21 protein-coding genes are annotated in these 19,203 nt (G+C 34.8%); all 21 read left to right on the top strand.

The annotated features are described in order from the left end of the window. The first annotated feature begins 484 nt into the window (after positions 1 to 484). A complete protein-coding gene (locus JVU85_RS13650; RefSeq protein WP_204172847.1) occupies positions 485 to 1,828 on the top strand; it encodes an aminotransferase class V-fold PLP-dependent enzyme in 1,344 nt (447 codons plus the stop codon). A 1-nt stretch (position 1,829) separates the two neighbouring features. Then, entirely contained in the window at positions 1,830 to 2,450 is a 621-nt protein-coding gene (tmk, locus tag JVU85_RS13645; protein WP_103388823.1) for a dTMP kinase, read from the top strand. Between the two features lie 27 nt (positions 2,451 to 2,477). Beyond that, entirely contained in the window at positions 2,478 to 2,807 is a 330-nt protein-coding gene (locus JVU85_RS13640; RefSeq protein WP_002509784.1) for a cyclic-di-AMP receptor, read from the top strand. A 100-nt stretch (positions 2,808 to 2,907) separates the two neighbouring features. Continuing rightward, a complete protein-coding gene (locus JVU85_RS13635; RefSeq protein ID WP_002509785.1) occupies positions 2,908 to 3,834 on the top strand; it encodes a DNA polymerase III subunit in 927 nt (308 codons plus the stop codon). Between the two features lies 1 nt (position 3,835). Next, complete coding sequence (locus tag JVU85_RS13630; RefSeq protein WP_107374084.1) at positions 3,836 to 4,639, top strand: PSP1 domain-containing protein; 804 nt, start codon at positions 3,836 to 3,838, stop codon at positions 4,637 to 4,639. 15 nt (positions 4,640 to 4,654) lie between these two features. After that, on the top strand, positions 4,655 to 4,996 hold the full coding sequence (gene yabA, locus JVU85_RS13625; protein WP_002509787.1) for a DNA replication initiation control protein YabA: 342 nt from the start codon (positions 4,655 to 4,657) through the stop codon (positions 4,994 to 4,996). A gap of 114 nt (positions 4,997 to 5,110) precedes the next feature. Further along, positions 5,111 to 5,839, top strand: a complete 729-nt coding sequence (locus JVU85_RS13620; protein ID WP_204172845.1) for a tRNA1(Val) (adenine(37)-N6)-methyltransferase — start codon at positions 5,111 to 5,113, stop codon at positions 5,837 to 5,839. Next, positions 5,832 to 6,083, top strand: a complete 252-nt coding sequence (locus JVU85_RS13615; protein ID WP_103388826.1) for a GIY-YIG nuclease family protein — start codon at positions 5,832 to 5,834, stop codon at positions 6,081 to 6,083. Before JVU85_RS13620 ends, JVU85_RS13615 begins: the two co-directional genes overlap by 8 nt. After that, the gene (gene rsmI / locus JVU85_RS13610) at positions 6,084 to 6,932 is read left to right on the top strand and encodes a 16S rRNA (cytidine(1402)-2'-O)-methyltransferase (RefSeq protein ID WP_103388827.1); all 849 of its coding nucleotides are present in this window, start codon (positions 6,084 to 6,086) and stop codon (positions 6,930 to 6,932) included. A 483-nt stretch (positions 6,933 to 7,415) separates the two neighbouring features. Beyond that, positions 7,416 to 9,386, top strand: coding sequence for a methionine--tRNA ligase (gene metG / locus JVU85_RS13605; RefSeq protein ID WP_204172843.1), 1,971 nt, complete (start codon positions 7,416 to 7,418; stop codon positions 9,384 to 9,386). Between the two features lie 21 nt (positions 9,387 to 9,407). Continuing rightward, positions 9,408 to 10,175 carry a TatD family hydrolase gene (locus JVU85_RS13600; protein WP_107374086.1) on the top strand — a complete coding sequence of 256 codons (768 nt, stop codon included), beginning with the start codon at positions 9,408 to 9,410 and terminating at the stop codon, positions 10,173 to 10,175. A 130-nt stretch (positions 10,176 to 10,305) separates the two neighbouring features. Further along, the gene (gene rnmV, locus JVU85_RS13595; protein WP_204172841.1) at positions 10,306 to 10,857 is read left to right on the top strand and encodes a ribonuclease M5; all 552 of its coding nucleotides are present in this window, start codon (positions 10,306 to 10,308) and stop codon (positions 10,855 to 10,857) included. After that, positions 10,854 to 11,747: a 16S rRNA (adenine(1518)-N(6)/adenine(1519)-N(6))-dimethyltransferase RsmA gene (gene rsmA / locus JVU85_RS13590; RefSeq protein WP_204172860.1), complete on the top strand. Its 894-nt coding sequence runs from the start codon at positions 10,854 to 10,856 to the stop codon at positions 11,745 to 11,747. The genes rnmV and rsmA overlap by 4 nt, the downstream gene beginning before the upstream one ends. Before the next feature lie 98 nt (positions 11,748 to 11,845). Further along, the gene (gene veg / locus JVU85_RS13585) at positions 11,846 to 12,109 is read left to right on the top strand and encodes a biofilm formation stimulator Veg (RefSeq protein WP_002509796.1); all 264 of its coding nucleotides are present in this window, start codon (positions 11,846 to 11,848) and stop codon (positions 12,107 to 12,109) included. Between the two features lie 372 nt (positions 12,110 to 12,481). Continuing rightward, positions 12,482 to 13,330: a 4-(cytidine 5'-diphospho)-2-C-methyl-D-erythritol kinase gene (gene ispE, locus JVU85_RS13580; RefSeq protein WP_142019915.1), complete on the top strand. Its 849-nt coding sequence runs from the start codon at positions 12,482 to 12,484 to the stop codon at positions 13,328 to 13,330. Between the two features lie 12 nt (positions 13,331 to 13,342). Further along, positions 13,343 to 14,167 (top strand): pur operon repressor, encoded by an 825-nt coding sequence (purR, locus tag JVU85_RS13575; RefSeq protein ID WP_002509798.1) that lies wholly within the window; start codon positions 13,343 to 13,345, stop codon positions 14,165 to 14,167. A gap of 19 nt (positions 14,168 to 14,186) precedes the next feature. Then, entirely contained in the window at positions 14,187 to 14,561 is a 375-nt protein-coding gene (locus JVU85_RS13570; RefSeq protein WP_002509799.1) for a RidA family protein, read from the top strand. Between the two features lie 70 nt (positions 14,562 to 14,631). After that, positions 14,632 to 14,940 (top strand): septation regulator SpoVG, encoded by a 309-nt coding sequence (gene spoVG, locus JVU85_RS13565; RefSeq protein WP_002509800.1) that lies wholly within the window; start codon positions 14,632 to 14,634, stop codon positions 14,938 to 14,940. Between the two features lie 898 nt (positions 14,941 to 15,838). Then, positions 15,839 to 17,194 carry a bifunctional UDP-N-acetylglucosamine diphosphorylase/glucosamine-1-phosphate N-acetyltransferase GlmU gene (glmU, locus tag JVU85_RS13560; RefSeq protein WP_204172839.1) on the top strand — a complete coding sequence of 452 codons (1,356 nt, stop codon included), beginning with the start codon at positions 15,839 to 15,841 and terminating at the stop codon, positions 17,192 to 17,194. Between the two features lie 145 nt (positions 17,195 to 17,339). Beyond that, positions 17,340 to 18,305, top strand: coding sequence for a ribose-phosphate diphosphokinase (locus JVU85_RS13555; RefSeq protein WP_002509802.1), 966 nt, complete (start codon positions 17,340 to 17,342; stop codon positions 18,303 to 18,305). A gap of 129 nt (positions 18,306 to 18,434) precedes the next feature. Further along, positions 18,435 to 19,091, top strand: a complete 657-nt coding sequence (locus JVU85_RS13550; protein ID WP_204172831.1) for a 50S ribosomal protein L25/general stress protein Ctc — start codon at positions 18,435 to 18,437, stop codon at positions 19,089 to 19,091. Positions 19,092 to 19,203 lie beyond the last annotated feature (112 nt).

The following is a 19,203-nucleotide window of genomic DNA, read 5'->3' as shown; positions in this document are numbered from 1 at the left end:
GAGTAGGACGTTGCCAGGCAAAAGTATACAATTGTTAAAACAATTGCATAAGTAGTACTAATGCATTGCATGCAAAGTACTACTTTAGAGCCGAGACCGAGAGGTCTCTTTTTTTATGTTGAAAAATATACAAACTAGACCGTAAGGTCTTTATTATAAAAGTAGAAACGAGGCGAAGTGAAAGCGATTGAAGCTGACGAATGAAACTTGTGACGCAACGCGCTTAAGAGAGGTAAGCAAGTCAGGACAAAAGGTGTACAATTGCTGGAGCAATTGCATAAGTAGTACTAATGCATTGCATGCAAAGTACTACTTTAGATGCGAACGCTTGTCACAAGCCGAAAGCCCTTAGCGCCGAAGGTAGTGGTTAACATCCGGCTTAGTAGTACTAATGCATTGTACGCAAAGTACTACTAATGTAAACTACTTTTAAATCTGATAAGATAGAACGTGTTAAATTATAAGATATATGGATGTGATTACTATGCATAAGCCAGTAATAGCTAAATTAAAAAGCATTTTAGAACAACGACCTATTTCACTCCATGTCCCGGGACATAAAAATAATACTATTGGTAATTTACAACAATTAGATGTTTCGATGGATATGACTGAAATTACCGGATTAGATGATTTGCATCATCCTGAAGGTATTATTCAGGAAACAATGGAAAACTTATCTAAACATAAAGATTATGATGCTTTTTTATTAGTAAATGGTACGACATCCGGTATTATGTCTGTTATACAGGGTTTTGCATCGTTATCGGGATCCTATATAATTGCGCGTAATGCACATAAGTCTGTATTTCACGGTCTCGAATTGGCCAACGGTGATGCCACACTATTACCAATGCAGTTGAGTAAACAAACGCGACAATATATAGGTCCGGATTTAGCACGCGTTGATTGGTATGCGCGTCAACATAAGTTAGCGATATTAACTTATCCTAATTATTATGGAGAATGTTTTGATATTGCATCAGCGATTCAGCAGTTTAAAGACCACAACATTCCTATACTTATTGATGAAGCGCATGGCGCACATTTTGGTTTACCTAGTTTCCCACAATCTACAATGACAATGGGTGCCGACTATGTAGTGCAGTCGTATCATAAAACCTTACCTGCATTAACAATGAGTTCAGTCCTATATATACATAAAAATGCACCAATGCAAGCGGCAGTACGTAAATATTTAAGCTATTTTCAAACTTCAAGCCCTTCATATTTGATGATGTCGAGTTTGGAATTGGCACATGAGTTTTATGAGACGTATGATAATAAGGAATTTAGACATAAACGTGAACAGATTATTGCAGCATTACATACACAGGGGTTCGACGTTATAGAAAGTGATGATCCATTAAAACTAGTTATACAAGCTCCAGGTTATAATGGGTATGAAATACAGCAACTGTTTGAAAATGAAGCGATATATGTAGAATTGGCTGACGAATTACAAGCACTATTGATTTTACCATTGTGGCATTTAAATGATAGTTATCCGTTTGATAATTTAGTAGCAAGAATTCGCAAAATGCAATTACAGCAAAAAGCAACATATCAGCAAAGTATCAATTCTGTTGACAGTGAACAGGGCTATTATAAAGCGATGAGTATAAATAAAACTAAGCTACTTAATATTGAAGAAGCAACAGGATATTATTTAGCACAACACATTGTACCTTATCCACCAGGAATTCCAATTATGTTTCAGGGCGAAAAAGTGACCGAAAATATGATAGAATTAATGCGATATTGGTCTACTCAAAAAACAAGGGTAGAAGGTATGAAAGATAATAAAATAGAAGTTAAGGATGAATAACATGTCAGCATTTATCACACTGGAGGGTCCTGAAGGATCGGGAAAAACTACAGTTCTACAACAGGTTGCAGAAAAGCTAGCAACAGAATATAATATTATTTCAACAAGAGAGCCAGGTGGCGTTAATACAGGTGAGCAAATTAGAAAAATATTGCTAGAAGGTGAAGCGATGGATGAACGTACAGAAGCGTTACTATTTGCTGCATCGAGACGTGAACATCTTGTAGGAAAAGTAATTCCTGCATTAGAAGAAAACAAAGTTGTCCTATGTGATCGTTATATAGATAGCTCGTTAGCTTATCAAGGTTACGCAAGGGGTATAGGAATAGAAGAAGTGAGAAGCATAAATGAATTTGCGATTAATGGTTTATATCCGGATTTAACTATTTATTTAGATGTTAGTGTAGAAGTAGGACGTAATCGTATTATAAAAAATCTTCGTCAGCAAAACCGTTTGGATCAAGAAGATCTAGCATTTCACGAAAAAGTAGTAGCAGGTTACCATCAGCTTATTAAAGAAGATGATAATGGACGTTTTGTAGTGATTGATGCAGATAAAAATATTGACGATGTAGTAAATGAAACTTATAAATCTATCATCAAATATTTAAAAAAATTATGATATAATAATCAAAAGAGGTGTTTGAAAATGAAAATGATTATAGCGATTATACAGGATCAAGATAGTCAGGAACTTTCGGAACAACTTGTAAAACATAATTTTAGAGCTACTAAACTCGCAACAACAGGTGGCTTTTTAAAAGCAGGTAATACAACGTTCTTGTCTGGTGTTGAAGACGATCGTGTAGACGACATGTTACAAGTAATTAACGATACATGTGGAAATAGAGAACAACTCGTATCACCTATTACACCTATGGGTGGTAGTGCAGACTCTTATATTCCGTATCCAGTTGAAGTAGAAGTTGGGGGCGCAACGGTATTTGTAATGCCAGTTGAAGCATTCCATCAATTCTAAAATTACGGTTGCTATATGGCATTCCTCAGGTGACAAGCTGTTGCTTAAACCTAAAGATTGCCTTATATGCAGCCTTTTTATATAAAGGAGTATTTTAGCGATGGACGAATTAGCGATGCTGACAAATGCATATCAATCAAATAAGTTATCACATGCCTATTTATTTGAAGGTGATGATGCCCAAACAATGCAGCAAGTCGCAATTGACTTTGCAAAACTTATCTTATGTGATGACCAACAACAATGTCAGTTAAAAGTAGAAAATTTCAATCACCCTGACTTTATGTATATATCTTCCGAAGAGACAACAATAAAAAAAGAGCAAATTGAACAATTAGTGCGACATATGAATCAATTGCCAATTGAAAGTACGCATAAAGTATATATCATTGAATCGTTTGAAAAATTAACAGTTCAAGGTGAAAATAGTATTTTGAAATTTTTAGAAGAGCCACCAGAGAACACAATCGCTATTTTACTATCCACTAAACCAGAGCAAATTTTAGATACGATTCATTCGCGCTGTCAGCATGTTTATTTTAAACCGATTGATAAGCTGAAATTTATTCAACGACTTGAAGAACGTGAAATATCACGGCCAGTTGCAGAGTTGATTAGTACATATACAACGCAAATTGATACCGCAGTGGCTTTAAATGAAGAGGCAGATTTGGCAGCGTTTCGTAAAAGTGTGTTGCGTTGGTGTAATTTATTGTTAACGAATAAATATATGGCACTTATCGGCATTGTAGAGCTCTTAAAACAAGCAAAAAATAGAAAATTACAGTTACTAGCCTTATCGGCAATTAACGGTTTCTTTGAAGATGTTATGCATGCTAAAGTAGGTACAGAGCAAAACTACATTTATCATGATATCAAGACAGATATTGAAAAGTATGCTAAGCAAATGGCATATAATCAAATTATTTTAATGTATGACCAAATTACGGAAGCACATAAAAAATTGAACCAAAATGTAAATCCTACATTAGTGTTTGAACAAATAGTTATAAAAGGGGTGAATTGATATGCAAAATGTGGTTGGTATCGACTTTCAAAAATCAGGAAAACTAGAATATTATTCACCTATGAATGTTGATTTAGAAGTAGGTCAATGGGTTGTTGTAGAATCAAAAAGAGGAATAGAAATGGGTCGTGTAAAATACGGACCTTTAGATGTTGCTGACGAAGATGTGACATTACCGTTAAAACAAATTGTACGAGTTGCAACAGCAGAAGATATTGAACATTACGAACAAAACGAACAAGATGCAGCAGAAGCGTTGGAATTATGTAAAAACACAGTGCAACAATTAGACTTAGCGATGCGTTTAGTTAATTGTGAATTTACGTTAGATAAATCTAAAGTTATTTTTAACTTTACTTCTGACGATAGGGTAGATTTTAGAAAACTAGTAAAAATTCTAGCACAAAAGTTGAAAACTCGAATAGAGCTAAGACAAATTGGTGTAAGAGACGAAGCGAAATTACTTGGTGGCATAGGTCCGTGTGGACGTTCGTTATGTTGTTCCACGTTTTTAGGTGATTTTGAGCCAGTATCTATTAAGATGGCGAAAGATCAAAACCTGTCGTTAAATCCAACAAAAATTTCAGGCGCATGTGGACGTTTAATGTGTTGTTTAAAATATGAAAATGATTATTATGAAGAAGCACGTGCACAATTGCCAGATGTAGGAGATGCTATTGAGACTCCTGAAGGAAACGGTAAGGTTGTGGGATTAAATATATTAGATATTTCTATGCAGATAAAAGTAGATGGCTTAGAACAACCTTTAGAGTATAAAGTTGAAGAGTTAGAAGCGTTTAATTAGGAGGCTTTCACTAAGTTGAATAGAAGTGAAATATTTGAAAGACTTGCGGATTTAGAAGCGCATGTAAATCAAATTAATAAAAATATGGTAGAATTGAAAAACTTAACTGTAGAATTAGTTGAAGAAAATGTCGCATTACAAATAGAAAATGAGAATTTTAAAACGTTAATAGATAAAGAAGAAGTCACAAAAGAAGTTGTCAATGATGCAACTGTAAATAAAAAGCAACCATTGAGAAGTAAAGATAATCTAGCGATGTTATACAAAGAAGGTTTTCATATTTGTAAAGGCGAATTATTTGGAAAACACCGTAAAGGCGACGATTGCTTATTTTGTCTTGATGTCTTGAGTGAATAAACAATTGTTTTAAAAATAGTTATAGATAGCAAGAGAGGATGAAGTGTCAGCGATAGGCTTGAATAATAGCAAGCATTGCCATTTCATTCTTTTTTTGGAGCGTGGAGGCAAGCTATGGAATTATTGGCAAATGAACGATTAGACCATTTAATTAAAGAGAAATTAAGTATTATTCAAAATGATGAAGTGTTTTCATTTTCGACCGATGCGTTATTACTGGCACACTTTACAGAAGTACGAAAAAATGACCGGATACTAGATTTATGTTCTGGGAATGGCATCATTCCGTTATTATTATCGGATAAAGGCAATCAGCAAATTGAAGCTATAGAAATTCAAGCGCAACTTGTGGATATGGCAAATAGAAGTATTCAGTACAACCAACTCACAGACCGTATTAAAATGCATGAAATGGATTTGAAAAATGCTCACGTAAACTTTAAGCCTTCACAGTATAATTTAGTAACGTGCAATCCACCGTATTTTAAAGCGAATCAGTTACACCAGCATCAAAAGGATGCACATAAAATTGCGAGACATGAAATATTATGTACATTAGAAGATTGTTGTTTGGCAGCAAGGCATTTATTGAAACAAGGTGGTCGTTTTATGATGGTCCATCGTGCAGAACGGGTGATGGATGTACTAAGTGAAATGCGCAAATATCAAATTGAACCGAAAAAGTTACATTTGATTTATAGTAAAACAGAACGGTCAGCACAAACGATTGTTGTTGAAGGACGTAAAAATGGGAATCAAGGACTAGCGATTCAACCACCGTTTTATATTTATAATGAAGATGGCAAGTATTCTGATGAAATGAGAACAGTTTATTATGGATAATCATTATATTTATATCGTGAAATGTAGTGATGGCACTTTATATACAGGTTACGCTAAAGATATAGAGCAACGCATAGCTAAACATAATGCTGGTAAGGGTGCAAAGTACACTAAAGTTCGACGTCCAGTGACATTAGTCTATTCGGAAGTGTTTGAAACTAAATCGGCAGCACTAAAAAGAGAATATGAAATCAAAACATTTTCAAGACAAAAAAAATTACAGATGATTAGTGAGGTAAACTAAATGGCTACGTTATATTTAGTAGGTACACCGATAGGGAATTTGGCAGATATTACATATAGAGCAGTTGACACTTTGAAGAATGTCGATGTAATTGCGTGTGAAGATACACGTGTTACTAAAAAATTATGTAATCATTATATGATTGATACGCCTTTAAAATCATATCACGAACATAACAAAGCACAACAAACCGATTACCTCATCGAACAATTATTAAATGATACCAATATTGCGTTAGTATCTGATGCAGGATTACCGTTAATCAGTGATCCTGGTTATGAGTTAGTAGTTGCTGCACGGGAACATAATATCAAGATTGAAACGATACCAGGGCCTAATGCTGGTTTGACTGCATTAATGGCTAGTGGTCTACCATCATTTGTGTATACTTTTATTGGCTTTTTACCACGTAAGGAAAAAGACAAATTACAGGTGCTTGAAACACGCATGTATGAAGACAGTACGGTGATTTTATATGAATCTCCACATCGTGTGACAGATACATTAAAAGCTATTCGTAAAGTAGATGAATGTAGGCGTGTAACAGTAGGTAGAGAACTAACGAAAAAATTTGAACAGATTGAAACGGCTACTGTAAATGAGATATTGGTACAAATCGAAGCGGCTACTATCCCATTGAAAGGTGAATTTGTCCTATTAATTGAAGGTGCCACTGCAACTCAAGATACTTCATGGTTTGAATCAATGTCCATTGAGGAACACGTGCAATACTACACTGCACAAAACATGAAGCCTAAAGCAGCAATTAAACGAGTGGCTGAAGATAGACAAATGAAAACTAATGAAGTTTATGATATATATCATAACGTTAATGCTGATAATCAATAAACACAAGGAATACAGAAGTTATACTTCTGCATAAGAAGCTCTAATCTTAATAAATTAAGAAGAGCATAAGGAATACAGAAGTTATACTTCTGCATAAGAAGCACTAATCTTAATAAATTAAGAAGAGCATAAGGAATACAGAAGTTATGCTTCTGCATAAGAAGCACTAATCTTAATAAATTAAGAAGAGCATAAGGAATACAGAAGTTATACTTCTGCATAAGAAGCACTAATCTTAATAAATTAAGGAGAGCTTCTAAAAAAATTTACCATAAAGGGCTTGATTTATGGTAATGTAGATAGGATAGAGCATATAATTATATTTAATACAATGACTTATTTATTTAGGATACATAGAAGTGATTTTGTGTATATTGTACGTCGGATAGACAAGGGACTGCACATACAGACACATCTCGACTTCATTGAAAACAAAAATAAATTTAGATATATTTATAGTGTAAGAAACGAGGAGGAGCATTAATGGTGAAAGAAACATTTTATATCACTACCCCAATATATTATCCGAGTGGAAACTTGCATATCGGCCACGCATACACAACAACTGCTGGTGATGTGATTGCACGCTATAAAAGAATGCAAGGCTATGATGTTCGATATTTAACTGGGACAGATGAACACGGACAAAAAATCCAAGAAAAAGCACATAAAGCAGGCAAAACAGAATTAGCGTATTTAGACGAAATGATTGATGGGATTAAAGCCTTATGGGAAAAATTAGAAATCTCGAATGATGATTTTATTCGTACAACAGAAGAACGTCACAAAAAGGTTGTACAACAAATCTTTGAACGCTTATTAGCGCAAGATGATATCTATTTAGGCGAATATGAAGGTTGGTATTCTGTACCTGATGAAACGTATTATACTGAAACTCAATTAGTAGATCCAATCTATGAAAACGGTAAGATTGTAGGCGGTAAAAGCCCTGATTCTGGTCACGATGTAGAATTGGTGAAAGAAGAAAGTTACTTCTTTAATTTATCTAAATATACGGACCGTTTGTTAGAATTTTACGATGAAAATCCTGACTTTATTCAACCACCATCACGTAAAAATGAAATGATTAATAACTTTATTAAACCAGGATTAGAAGACTTAGCTGTATCACGTACGTCATTTGATTGGGGTATTAATGTTGAATCTAATCCTAAACATGTTGTTTATGTGTGGATAGACGCGCTCGTAAACTATATTTCATCTTTAGGTTACTTATCAGACGATGAGTCATTATTCAACAAATACTGGCCAGCTGATATTCACATTATGGCGAAAGAAATTGTACGTTTCCATTCTATTATTTGGCCAATTCTATTAATGGCATTAGACATTCCATTACCGAAAAAAGTATTTGCACATGGTTGGATTTTAATGAAAGATGGCAAAATGAGTAAATCTAAAGGTAATGTTGTAGACCCTAATGTATTAATTGATCGTTATGGCTTAGATGCGACACGTTACTACTTAATGCGAGAATTACCATTTGGTTCAGATGGTGTCTTTACGCCTGAAGGTTTCGTAGAACGTACAAACTATGATTTAGCGAATGACTTAGGTAACCTTGTAAACCGAACAATTTCTATGGTAAATAAATATTTTGATGGTGAATTACCGGCATATGAAGGACCTAAACATGAACTAGATGAACAAATGGAAGCTATGGCTATGGATACAGTAAGTACGTTCCATGAAAACATGGAAAACTTACAGTTCTCAGTAGCACTATCAACTGTTTGGAAATTCATCAGCCGTACAAATAAATATATCGATGAGACAACACCATGGGTATTAGCAAAAGACGACAGTCAAAGAGACATGTTAGGTAATGTAATGGCGCACTTAGTAGAAAATATCCGTATTATCGCTGTGTTGTTAAGACCGTTCTTGACACATGCACCATATCAAATTTTCGAGCAATTAAACATTAATGATCCGAAATTACATGAGCTTGAAAGTATTGAATCCTATGGACATTTAACAGCTCCAATTACAGTAGTGTCAAAACCAACACCAATTTTCCCTCGTTTAGAGACTGAAGCGGAAATTGCTTATATTAAAGAATCCATGCAACCACCTGCTGCAAAAGAGCCTGAAGCTGAACCTAGTAAAGCGCTTATCGATATTAAAGACTTTGATAATGTGGAAATTAAAGCAGCGACAATTACAGATTCTGAAAAAGTTAAAAAATCAGATAAACTATTAAAAATCCAAGTAGATTTAGATTCTGAACAGCGCCAAATTGTTTCAGGCATTGCGCAATTTTATAACCCTGAAGATATTATTGGTAAAAAAGTAGCAGTAGTAACTAACTTAAAACCAGCTAAATTAATGGGTCAAAAATCTGAAGGTATGATATTATCTGCTGAAAAAGATGGAGTCTTAACATTGGTAAGTCTACCAAGTGCTATTCCAAATGGTGCGACGATTAAATAATAATCTGAAGGAGCGATATAGATGCTTATCGATACACATGTACATTTAAATGCAGACGAATATGATGAAGATTTAGAAGCAGTCATCACACGTGCTCGAGAAAATGGCGTGGATCGTATGTTTGTGGTAGGTTTTGATACACCAACTGTAGAACGTACGATGGAGTTGATTGAGCAGTACGATTTCATCTATGGCATTATTGGTTGGCATCCTGTTGATGCTATTGATTGTACAGAAGAGCGATTAGAATGGATAGAAAAGCTTGCTGAACATCCAAAAATTATTGGTATAGGTGAAACGGGTCTGGACTATCATTGGGATAAATCGCCAAAAGATATACAACAAGAAGTGTTTAGAAAGCAAATTGCTTTAGCGAAACGTGTTAACTTACCGATTATTATCCATAATAGAGAAGCGACTCAAGATTGTGTAGATATTTTAAAAGAAGAACATGCTGAAGAAGTAGGTGGCATTATGCATAGCTTTAGTGCTTCACCGGAAATTGCTTTGGATGTTATTCATAAACTCAATTTTTACGTTTCATTAGGTGGACCTGTGACTTTTAAAAATGCTAAGCAACCAAAAGAAGTTGCGCAACAGGTACCATTTGATAAACTGTTGGTAGAAACGGATGCACCATTTTTATCTCCGCACCCATATAGAGGTAAACGAAATGAACCGGCACGTGTAACATTAGTTGCAGAGCAAATTGCTGAATTACGCGGTGTAAGTTATGAAGAAGTATGTCAACAAACAACTAAAAACGCAGAAACATTATTTAAATTGTAACTAAACTGTTGAGAAAGATATTGCTACACACTATGGGATTAACTTTAGAAGTTGAATATAACCATAATGTCGTAGTGATATCTTTCTTATTTTTTGAAATAGACTTAGCTGTAGAAAGGTGTAACAATAAATGAAAATAACTGAATTTATTGTAGTTGAAGGTAGAGATGATACTGAAAAAGTCAAAAGAGCTGTAACATGTGATACGATTGAGACCAATGGTAGTGCCATTGACCAAGCAACATTACAAGTTATTGCGCATGCATATGAAACGCGTGGTGTAATCGTGTTAACAGACCCAGATTTCCCAGGTGATAAAATACGAAATACTATTCGTCAGCATGTTCCCGGTGTGAAACACGCATATATTGAACGTGAAAAAGCTAAGAATAAACATGGGAAGATAGGTGTAGAACATGCCGGTCTTACAACGATTCGTGAAGCGTTAAGTAATGTAAGTACCCCATTTGAAGAAGGTCATGAATCTATTAGTAAAGAAGTGCTCATTGATTTAGGTTTAATCATTGGCAAGGATGCACGCCAAAAACGAGATGTTCTAGGTGCCAAACTGCATATTGGACATTCTAATGGTAAACAATTATTAAATAAATTAAATGCGTTTGGTTATACGGAACAAGATGTCCGTGATGCACTCGCGGATGAAAAAGGAAGTGATTCATAATGGAAATGAAGGACATTGCAACGCCATCGCGCACAAAAGCATTGTTAAATCAATATGGATTTGATTTTAAAAAAAGTTTAGGTCAAAACTTTTTAATAGATGTAAATATCATTCACAAAATAATAGATGCAAGTGATATTGATGAACATACTGGTATTATTGAAGTTGGTCCTGGCATGGGTTCATTAACAGAGCAATTAGCAAAACACGCTCAAAAAGTACTATCTTTTGAAATTGATCAACGTCTTATCCCAGTGCTTGATGAGACATTAGGACCTTATGATAACGTGACAATTATTAATGAAGATATTTTAAAAGCAGATATTGCTACATATGTCCATCAACATTTAGCAGATTGCGATAAAATTATGGTAGTAGCCAATTTACCATACTACATTACAACGCCAATTTTATTGAATTTAATGCAACAAACATTACCAATTGATGGTTATGTCGTGATGATGCAAAAAGAAGTTGGTGAACGCTTAAATGCCCAAGTAGGGACTAAAGCATATGGTTCACTCTCTATCGTAGCTCAATATTACACAGAAACAAGCAAAGTACTAACTGTGCCTAAATCAGTATTTCTACCACCACCCAATGTTGATTCAATTGTCGTGAAATTGATGAAACGTGAAGCACCTCAAGTTCAAGTTGATAATGAAAATGACTTTTTCAAATTAACAAAAGCTGCGTTTAGCCAACGCCGAAAAACTATAAATAATAACTATCAAAGTTTCTTTAAAGAGGGGAAAAAGCATAAAGCACTGATTGTAGAATGGTTAGAAAGTGCAGATATTGATCCGAAAAGAAGAGGAGAAACACTTTCTATCAAAGAATTTGCGCTCCTATATAACAATTTAAAAAAATTCTCAGAATTACAATTTTAAAGTGTTGACATTTGAGCCCCACCTTGCTAAAATTAAAATTTATTTGACAATTTATCGCTAAATGTGTTATTATACATTATGTAGCGAGGTGGAGCAATATGCCAAAATCTATTGGAGACATCAAAAATACACTTGATTGTCAATTAGGAAACCGTATTGTACTAAAAGCGAATGGTGGTCGTAAGAAAACAATAGAACGTAGTGGAGTGTTAAAAGAAACATATCCTTCAGTTTTCGTTGTAGAATTAGACCAAGATAAACATAACTTCGAGCGTGTGTCTTATACATACACTGATGTTTTAACAGATAACGTACAAGTTTCTTTCGAGGAAGATAGTCATCACGAAGCAATTGCACACTAAATATGCGTGTTTTTTCTAACACGTTATTTAAGTACACACGTATTAAACTTAATAATTGTTTACATAATGAGGTGCACTAGCACCTCATTATTTTTGTGCCCAATTTTGCACTGTTCATAATATAACTTAGAAGTTATTTTAGCGAATACAAGATTATAAGTTTATTCACTTTTTCATATCGTGTAGAATAGTATGATAAGAAATGATTTTGAAGGATCGATGTTTAAGCAATATATTAAAAGCGTATATTATAGTATGATTTGCTATTTAATATTAAGTTTTTAAACAAACTTTATTGAATAACTCTAAATATGACATAACATTATGTTAAAATCATTTTATTACCATATCGAAGTGAAAGAGGGTGGAGATATGATTTATGAAACAGCACCAGCTAAGATTAATCTCACTCTGGACACGCTCTTTAAACGAGATGATGGTTATCATGAAATTGAAATGATTATGACGACAATTGATTTGAATGATCGTCTCTCATTTGAACGACGTAGTGATTGTAAAATTGTCGTACAAGTTGAACAAAATTATGTACCGTCAGATAGTAAAAATTTGGCGTATAAAGCTGCTCAATTAATGACTGAAACTTACGGTGTACAACAAGGTGTAACGATTACTATCGATAAGGGAATACCAGTATCTGCAGGATTGGCTGGAGGATCAACTGATGCTGCTGCTACGATGAGGGGATTGAATCGATTATTCGGATTAAATCGCCCACTAAGTGAGTTGTGTAACTTAGGTATTACTATTGGCACGGATATACCATTTTGTATTTATGGAAAAACAGCCATATGTAAAGGGAAAGGTGAAATCATAGAATTTTTAAATAAGCCACCATCTTCATGGGTTATTGTCGCTAAACCTAGTGTGGGAATTTCATCGCCTGATGTATTTAAACGGTTAAATCTTGAAGAGTATCATGAAGTACATACAACAGCTTGCCAAGAAGCACTACTAAGTGGGGACTATGAAAAATTGTGTGAAAGTCTTTCGAATAGATTGGAACCTATCTCAAGTAAGATGTATCCAGAAATTTTGAAAATCAAAGAAAATATGCTCAACAGTGGTGCCGATGGATCAGTAATGAGTGGTAGTGGGCCCACAGTCTATGCGTTAGCTCAAAAAGAGCGCCAAGCAAAACATGTTTACAATTCAGTGAATGGCTGCTGTAATGAAGTGCATTTAGTAAGATTATTAGGTTAGAAGGTGAATTTTATGAGATATAAGAGAAGTGAACGAATTGTTTATATGACTCAGTATTTAATGAATCATCCTAATAAATTGATTCCGTTAACATACTTTGTTCAAAAATTTAAGCAAGCTAAATCTTCAATTAGTGAAGACGTACAAATTATTAAAACAACATTCCAAAAAGAAAAACTTGGTACAGTGACAACAACAGCAGGTGCAAGTGGCGGTGTGACTTATAAGCCGGAAATGAGTAAAGAAGAAGCAAGTGAAGTCATTGATGAAGTCATTGATATGCTACAAGAAAAAGATCGTTTATTACCAGGGGGCTACTTGTTTTTATCAGACGTTATGGGCAATCCAACGTTATTGAATAAAGTTGGGAAATTGATTGCAACTTTATATATGGACAAAGAGCTAGATGCAGTCGTGACTATTGCTACCAAAGGTATATCTTTAGCCAATGCAGTTGCGAATGTATTGAATTTACCAGTAGTAGTTATAAGAAAAGATAATAAAGTGACAGAAGGATCAACAGTATCTATTAATTATGTTTCAGGATCATCTCGTAAAATAGAAACGATGGTACTTTCCAAGCGTACATTACCAGAAAATTCCAATGTACTTGTCGTTGACGATTTTATGCGTGCTGGCGGTTCAATTAATGGCGTGATGAATTTGATGAATGAGTTTAAAGCTCATGTTAAAGGGGTATCAGTACTTGTAGAATCGAAAGAAGTTAAACAACGATTGATAGAAGATTATACTTCCTTAGTTATGCTATCTGATGTGGACGAATATAATCAGAACTTTAACGTAGAAAGAGGCAATAGCCTAACTAAATTTTCTTAAAGGAGCGATAGACGACACCATGAATGTAATAAATACAAAACAAGCGCCTGAAGCACTCGGGCCATATTCACATGCAACTGAAATTAATGGTTTTATCTTCACATCTGGACAAATCCCATTAAATACAAAGGGGGAAATTGTAAGTGAAGATGTGCAAGTGCAAACTAAGCAAGTATTCGAAAATTTAAAAGTTGTACTTGATGCAGCTGGTTCAGATTTAGAATCAGTCATTAAAGCAACAATTTTCATTAAAGATATGAATGAATTTCAACAAATTAATGAAGTGTATGGTGAATACTTTAGTAGCCACCAACCAGCGAGAAGTTGCGTTGAAGTGGCACGACTTCCAAAAGATGTAAAAGTTGAAATTGAATTAATTGCTAAAGTTAAATAAGGAATTATAACTTATATTGATATTGTTAAGCTTCTATAGAACTACAGATATACTTAGGGGGGCTCACTACATGAAAGTGACAGATGTAAGACTTAGAAAGATTGAAACAGATGGAAGAATGAAAGCGCTCGTGTCTATAACACTAGACGAATCATTTGTTGTACATGATTTGCGAGTGATTGAAGGCAACTCAGGTCTTTTCGTCGCAATGCCAAGTAAACGTACACCAGATGGTGAATTCCGTGACATCGCGCACCCAATTAATTCAGAGATGAGACAAGAAATTCAAGATGCAGTGATGAAAGTGTATGAAGAAACTGACGAAGTCATTCCTGATAAGAATGCACAGCAATCAGATGATGATAAAGATGAAGCTTAATATAAATAGATAATGATTAACAAATGAGGCTGGGACGCAATTGATTCGTCCTGGTCTTTTTTCGTATTGTTAGTAGCAGATGGATTGAAATAAAGTATATGCGATGTTGATGGCAGTTTTTGTGCACGCTTTCCGCGGGCACAGCCTCAGCCTGTAGTCTTCGACTAGTGCTATTCCCGCAGGAGTCGGCCCAAAAATGACTGCCAATTTTAAATGAAAGTCTTAAACGCACGATCATTTAAAGATTCTTTACATTCTAGACACTGTTCGTTATTGATTTGTCTCAGCATCACACAAAGTTACTGGTTTTGATGGCAGTTTTTGTGCACGCTTTCCGCAGGGACGGCCTTAGCCTGTAGTCTGCGGAAAGTGCTATTCTCGCAGGAGTCGGCCGAAATGACTGTACTGAAAATATTATGCCACTCAAGCTTTCAATTTTAGTTATGTTTAACGAGCTGAATGGTACACGTTTTGAATTAAAGATAAATATCAGTCTCATTCTTTTTGGCTGAACATCGATAAACTATATAAAATAAATGTGACAATTTTTCAAATAATTATTGTAAAAAATTAAAGGTGACAATTTAAAGGGTAACAATAATAGTAAGTAACAAAAAAACTAAAAAAACAATGTAATAATGTTCATAACCTTTCAACGTTTAGTACGATGATTTAAGGAAAGTAAGCGATTTAGAAAAAAATTAATATCACTTGGTAATTATTAGAAATAAATGTATAAATATGTAAAAAAGATGACATTTTTTATGCTTTTTTGCAATGCAATTCGGTATATTTATTATTATCTTTGTACATTATTGATGGTTTGAGTCTTGAAACTGTTACTAGCGTTAAATTATAATAGTTATGAAGTGTATATTTTAATGGAGGGTTAGCACTCATGCAAAGACATGCAATAGTACTTGCAGCAGGCAAGGGTACACGTATGAAATCAAAGAAATACAAAGTACTTCACGAAGTTGCGGGTAAAACAATGATTGAACATGTCATCGATAATGTGAAACAATCAGGTGTTGAACAACTGGTTACAATCGTTGGACATGGCGCAGAAAGTGTCAAAGAAACTTTAGGTGACAAATCGCTTTACAGTTTTCAAGAGACGCAGTTAGGTACTGCACATGCTGTGAAAATGGCAAGCGAACATTTACAAGAGAAAACAGGGACTACTTTAGTTGTTTGTGGTGATACACCACTTATTACTGCTAGCACTTTACAATCTCTAATTGAGCATCATGAACGTAATCAAGCACAAGCTACTGTATTATCTGCTACTGCACCAAATCCACATGGCTATGGTCGCATCGTGAGAAATGCCAATAATGATTTAACGGCAATTGTAGAACAAAAAGATGCTTCTGTAGAACAACAATCAATAACTGAAATAAGTTCAGGTATTTTTGCTTTCGATAACCAAGTATTATTCGATACAATTGAACAAGTAAATAACAATAATTCACAAGGTGAATATTATTTGCCAGACGTTTTGAGTTTGATTTTAGAAGCACAAGGCAAGGTTCAAGTTCACCACACAAGTGATTTTGATGAAATTATGGGTGTCAATAATCGCGTGATGTTGAGCAATGCGGAATTCGCAATGAAATCACGTATCAATGAATACCACATGCGCAACGGCGTTACATTATTGGATCCGGCTTCTACTTATATTGGTCCAGATGTAGTCATTGGTATGGATACAACAATTGAACCAGGTGTAAAGCTAGCTGGCACAACAGTTATTGGTGAAGATGCTATTATTGGACAGTATTCAGAGATTACAGATAGTGAATTGGGTAACGGTGTTCATATCAAGCATTCTGTTGTAAATGACGCGCAAATTGCTGATGATGTTATCGTAGGTCCATTTGCACAATTACGCCCGGGTGCTAATCTTGGACGCAAAGTAAAAGTAGGCAATTTCGTAGAAGTGAAAAAATCAATCGTTAAAGAAGGTGCGAAACTGCCTCATTTGAGTTATATTGGAGACGCTGAAATTGGCGAACGTACAAATGTTGGTTGTGGTTCGATAACAGTTAATTACGATGGAAAAAATAAATTTAAAACTATTGTTGGTAACGATGCATTTATTGGTTGTAATACCAACTTGATTGCTCCTGTCACATTAGGTGACTTTGCATTGACTGCGGCAGGGTCAACAATTACAGATGATGTACCTAATGATAGTTTAGCAATAGCTCGAGTAAGACAGACGACAAAAGACGGTTATTTAAAAAAATAAATATTATCTTGTAGACATAAAATGTAATAGCAGTGAAATTAAAAGTGAAAAGTAGATAAATGTGAGCGATATATCCACTTAAGCACAATATATTAGAATGTCTAGTAAGTTAAATATATGGAAGTAATTAATTGGAGGACTATAAATGTTAAACAATGAATATAAAAATTCTGCTTTAAAAATCTTTTCTTTGAAAGGGAACGAGCCATTAGCGCAAGAAGTAGCGGATCATGTTGGTATTGAATTAGGTAAATGTTCAGTTAAACGTTTCAGTGATGGAGAAATTCAAATCAATATCGAAGAAAGTATTCGTGGTTGCGACGTTTTCATCATTCAACCAACATCAAATCCAGTAAACTTACACTTGATGGAATTATTGATTATGATTGATGCGTGTAAACGAGCATCAGCAGCAAACATCAATATTGTGGTACCTTACTATGGATATGCTCGACAAGACAGAAAAGCACGCAGCCGTGAACCTATTACAGCTAAGTTAGTCGCTAACCTAATTGAAACAGCTGGCGCAGATAGAATGATTGCGTTAGACTTACATGCACCACAAATCCAAGGCTTCTTTGATATGCCGATCGATCACTTAATGGGTGTTCCAATTTTAGCAGATTATTTCCAAAACGAAGCGGATATCGATCCTGAAGAATGTGTTGTTGTTTCACCTGACCATGGCGGTGTAACAAGAGCACGTAAGTTAGCAGATATCTTAAAAACTCCAATTGCAATTATAGACAAACGTCGTCCAAAACCAAATGTAGCTGAAGTGATGAATATCGTTGGTGAAATTGATGGTCGTACGGCAATTATTATTGATGACATTATTGATACAGCAGGCACAATTACTTTAGCTGCACAAGCCTTGAAAGATAAAGGTGCTAAAGAAGTTTATGCATGTTGTACACATCCAGTATTATCTGGCCCAGCGAAAGAGCGTATAGAAAATTCAGCGATTAAAGAATTAGTAGTAACTAATTCTATCCAATTAGATGATGAGCGCAAACCTGAAAAAACAAAAGAATTGTCAGTAGCAGGCTTATTGGCGCAAGCTATTATTCGTGTGTACGAACGTGAATCTGTTTCAGTATTGTTTGACTAATTAAGATAGACAAGGTATAATATTTCTGTTCGTGACAATACGAATAAATAAACACTTGCAAGCAACAATACTGTTGATGGGTAAGTGAGGAGCTCAATTATTGAGCAAAAGTGAAAGGTGGAAATGAATATGGCTTCATTAAAGTCAATCATTCGTCAAGGTAAACAAACTCGTTCTAACTTAAAAGCAATCAGAAACGCTGGTAAAGTACCTGCAGTTGTATACGGCTATGGTACAAAAAACGTTTCAGTTAAAGTAGACGAAGTTGAATTCATTAAAGTTATCCGTGAAGTTGGACGTAACGGTGTTATCGAATTAGGAGTAGGTTCAAAATCAATCAAAGTAATGGTTTCTGACTACCAATTCGATCCACTTAAAAACCAAATCACTCACATTGACTTCTTAGCAATCAACATGAGTGAAGAACGTACTGTTGAAGTACCAGTTCACTTAGTAGGAGAAGCTGAAGGTGCTAAAGAAGGCGGCGTTGTTGAACAACCATTATTCGACTTAGAAATAACTGCTACACCTGATAGTATCCCTGAAGCAATTGAAGTTGACATTTCAGCTTTAGCAATCGGTGATAGCTATGCTGTTGCTGATATCAATGTTACTGGTGACTTCACAATCGAAAATGACCAAGAAGAGTCAATCGTAACAGTTGTTGCTCCAACTGAAGAGCCAAGTGAAGAAGAAATCGAAGCAATGGAAGGCGAATCTACTACTGAAGAGCCTGAAGTTGTAGGTGAAGACAAAGAAGAAGAAGAAGAAGATAAAGAAGCATAAGCTGTTATCGTCACTATTCAATAATTGTAAATTTCAAAGCACCATGCTTATTTGCTTAAGCTGGTGCTTTTTTATGTTATTATAATATATAATATTTTTAATGTGTGAATGA

The sequence above is a fragment of the Staphylococcus sp. GDY8P72P genome (genome assembly GCF_016890655.1).
GTDB classification, from domain to species: domain Bacteria; phylum Bacillota; class Bacilli; order Staphylococcales; family Staphylococcaceae; genus Staphylococcus; species Staphylococcus arlettae.
This window is presented reverse-complemented; position numbering and strand designations above follow the sequence as displayed.

Coding starts and splice junctions, on each gene's coding strand:
- JVU85_RS13640 (WP_002509784.1), top strand. CDS start 2,478: ATGAAAATGATTATAGCGATTATACAGGATCAAGATAGTCAGGAACTT.
- JVU85_RS13550 (WP_204172831.1), top strand. CDS start 18,435: ATGGCTTCATTAAAGTCAATCATTCGTCAAGGTAAACAAACTCGTTCT.
- JVU85_RS13630 (WP_107374084.1), top strand. CDS start 3,836: ATGCAAAATGTGGTTGGTATCGACTTTCAAAAATCAGGAAAACTAGAA.
- glmU (WP_204172839.1), top strand. CDS start 15,839: ATGCAAAGACATGCAATAGTACTTGCAGCAGGCAAGGGTACACGTATG.
- metG (WP_204172843.1), top strand. CDS start 7,416: ATGGTGAAAGAAACATTTTATATCACTACCCCAATATATTATCCGAGT.
- spoVG (WP_002509800.1), top strand. CDS start 14,632: ATGAAAGTGACAGATGTAAGACTTAGAAAGATTGAAACAGATGGAAGA.
- JVU85_RS13650 (WP_204172847.1), top strand. CDS start 485: ATGCATAAGCCAGTAATAGCTAAATTAAAAAGCATTTTAGAACAACGA.
- JVU85_RS13615 (WP_103388826.1), top strand. CDS start 5,832: ATGGATAATCATTATATTTATATCGTGAAATGTAGTGATGGCACTTTA.
- JVU85_RS13570 (WP_002509799.1), top strand. CDS start 14,187: ATGAATGTAATAAATACAAAACAAGCGCCTGAAGCACTCGGGCCATAT.
- JVU85_RS13620 (WP_204172845.1), top strand. CDS start 5,111: ATGGAATTATTGGCAAATGAACGATTAGACCATTTAATTAAAGAGAAA.
- rsmI (WP_103388827.1), top strand. CDS start 6,084: ATGGCTACGTTATATTTAGTAGGTACACCGATAGGGAATTTGGCAGAT.
- ispE (WP_142019915.1), top strand. CDS start 12,482: ATGATTTATGAAACAGCACCAGCTAAGATTAATCTCACTCTGGACACG.
- tmk (WP_103388823.1), top strand. CDS start 1,830: ATGTCAGCATTTATCACACTGGAGGGTCCTGAAGGATCGGGAAAAACT.
- JVU85_RS13635 (WP_002509785.1), top strand. CDS start 2,908: ATGGACGAATTAGCGATGCTGACAAATGCATATCAATCAAATAAGTTA.
- veg (WP_002509796.1), top strand. CDS start 11,846: ATGCCAAAATCTATTGGAGACATCAAAAATACACTTGATTGTCAATTA.
- JVU85_RS13600 (WP_107374086.1), top strand. CDS start 9,408: ATGCTTATCGATACACATGTACATTTAAATGCAGACGAATATGATGAA.
- JVU85_RS13555 (WP_002509802.1), top strand. CDS start 17,340: ATGTTAAACAATGAATATAAAAATTCTGCTTTAAAAATCTTTTCTTTG.
- purR (WP_002509798.1), top strand. CDS start 13,343: ATGAGATATAAGAGAAGTGAACGAATTGTTTATATGACTCAGTATTTA.
- rnmV (WP_204172841.1), top strand. CDS start 10,306: ATGAAAATAACTGAATTTATTGTAGTTGAAGGTAGAGATGATACTGAA.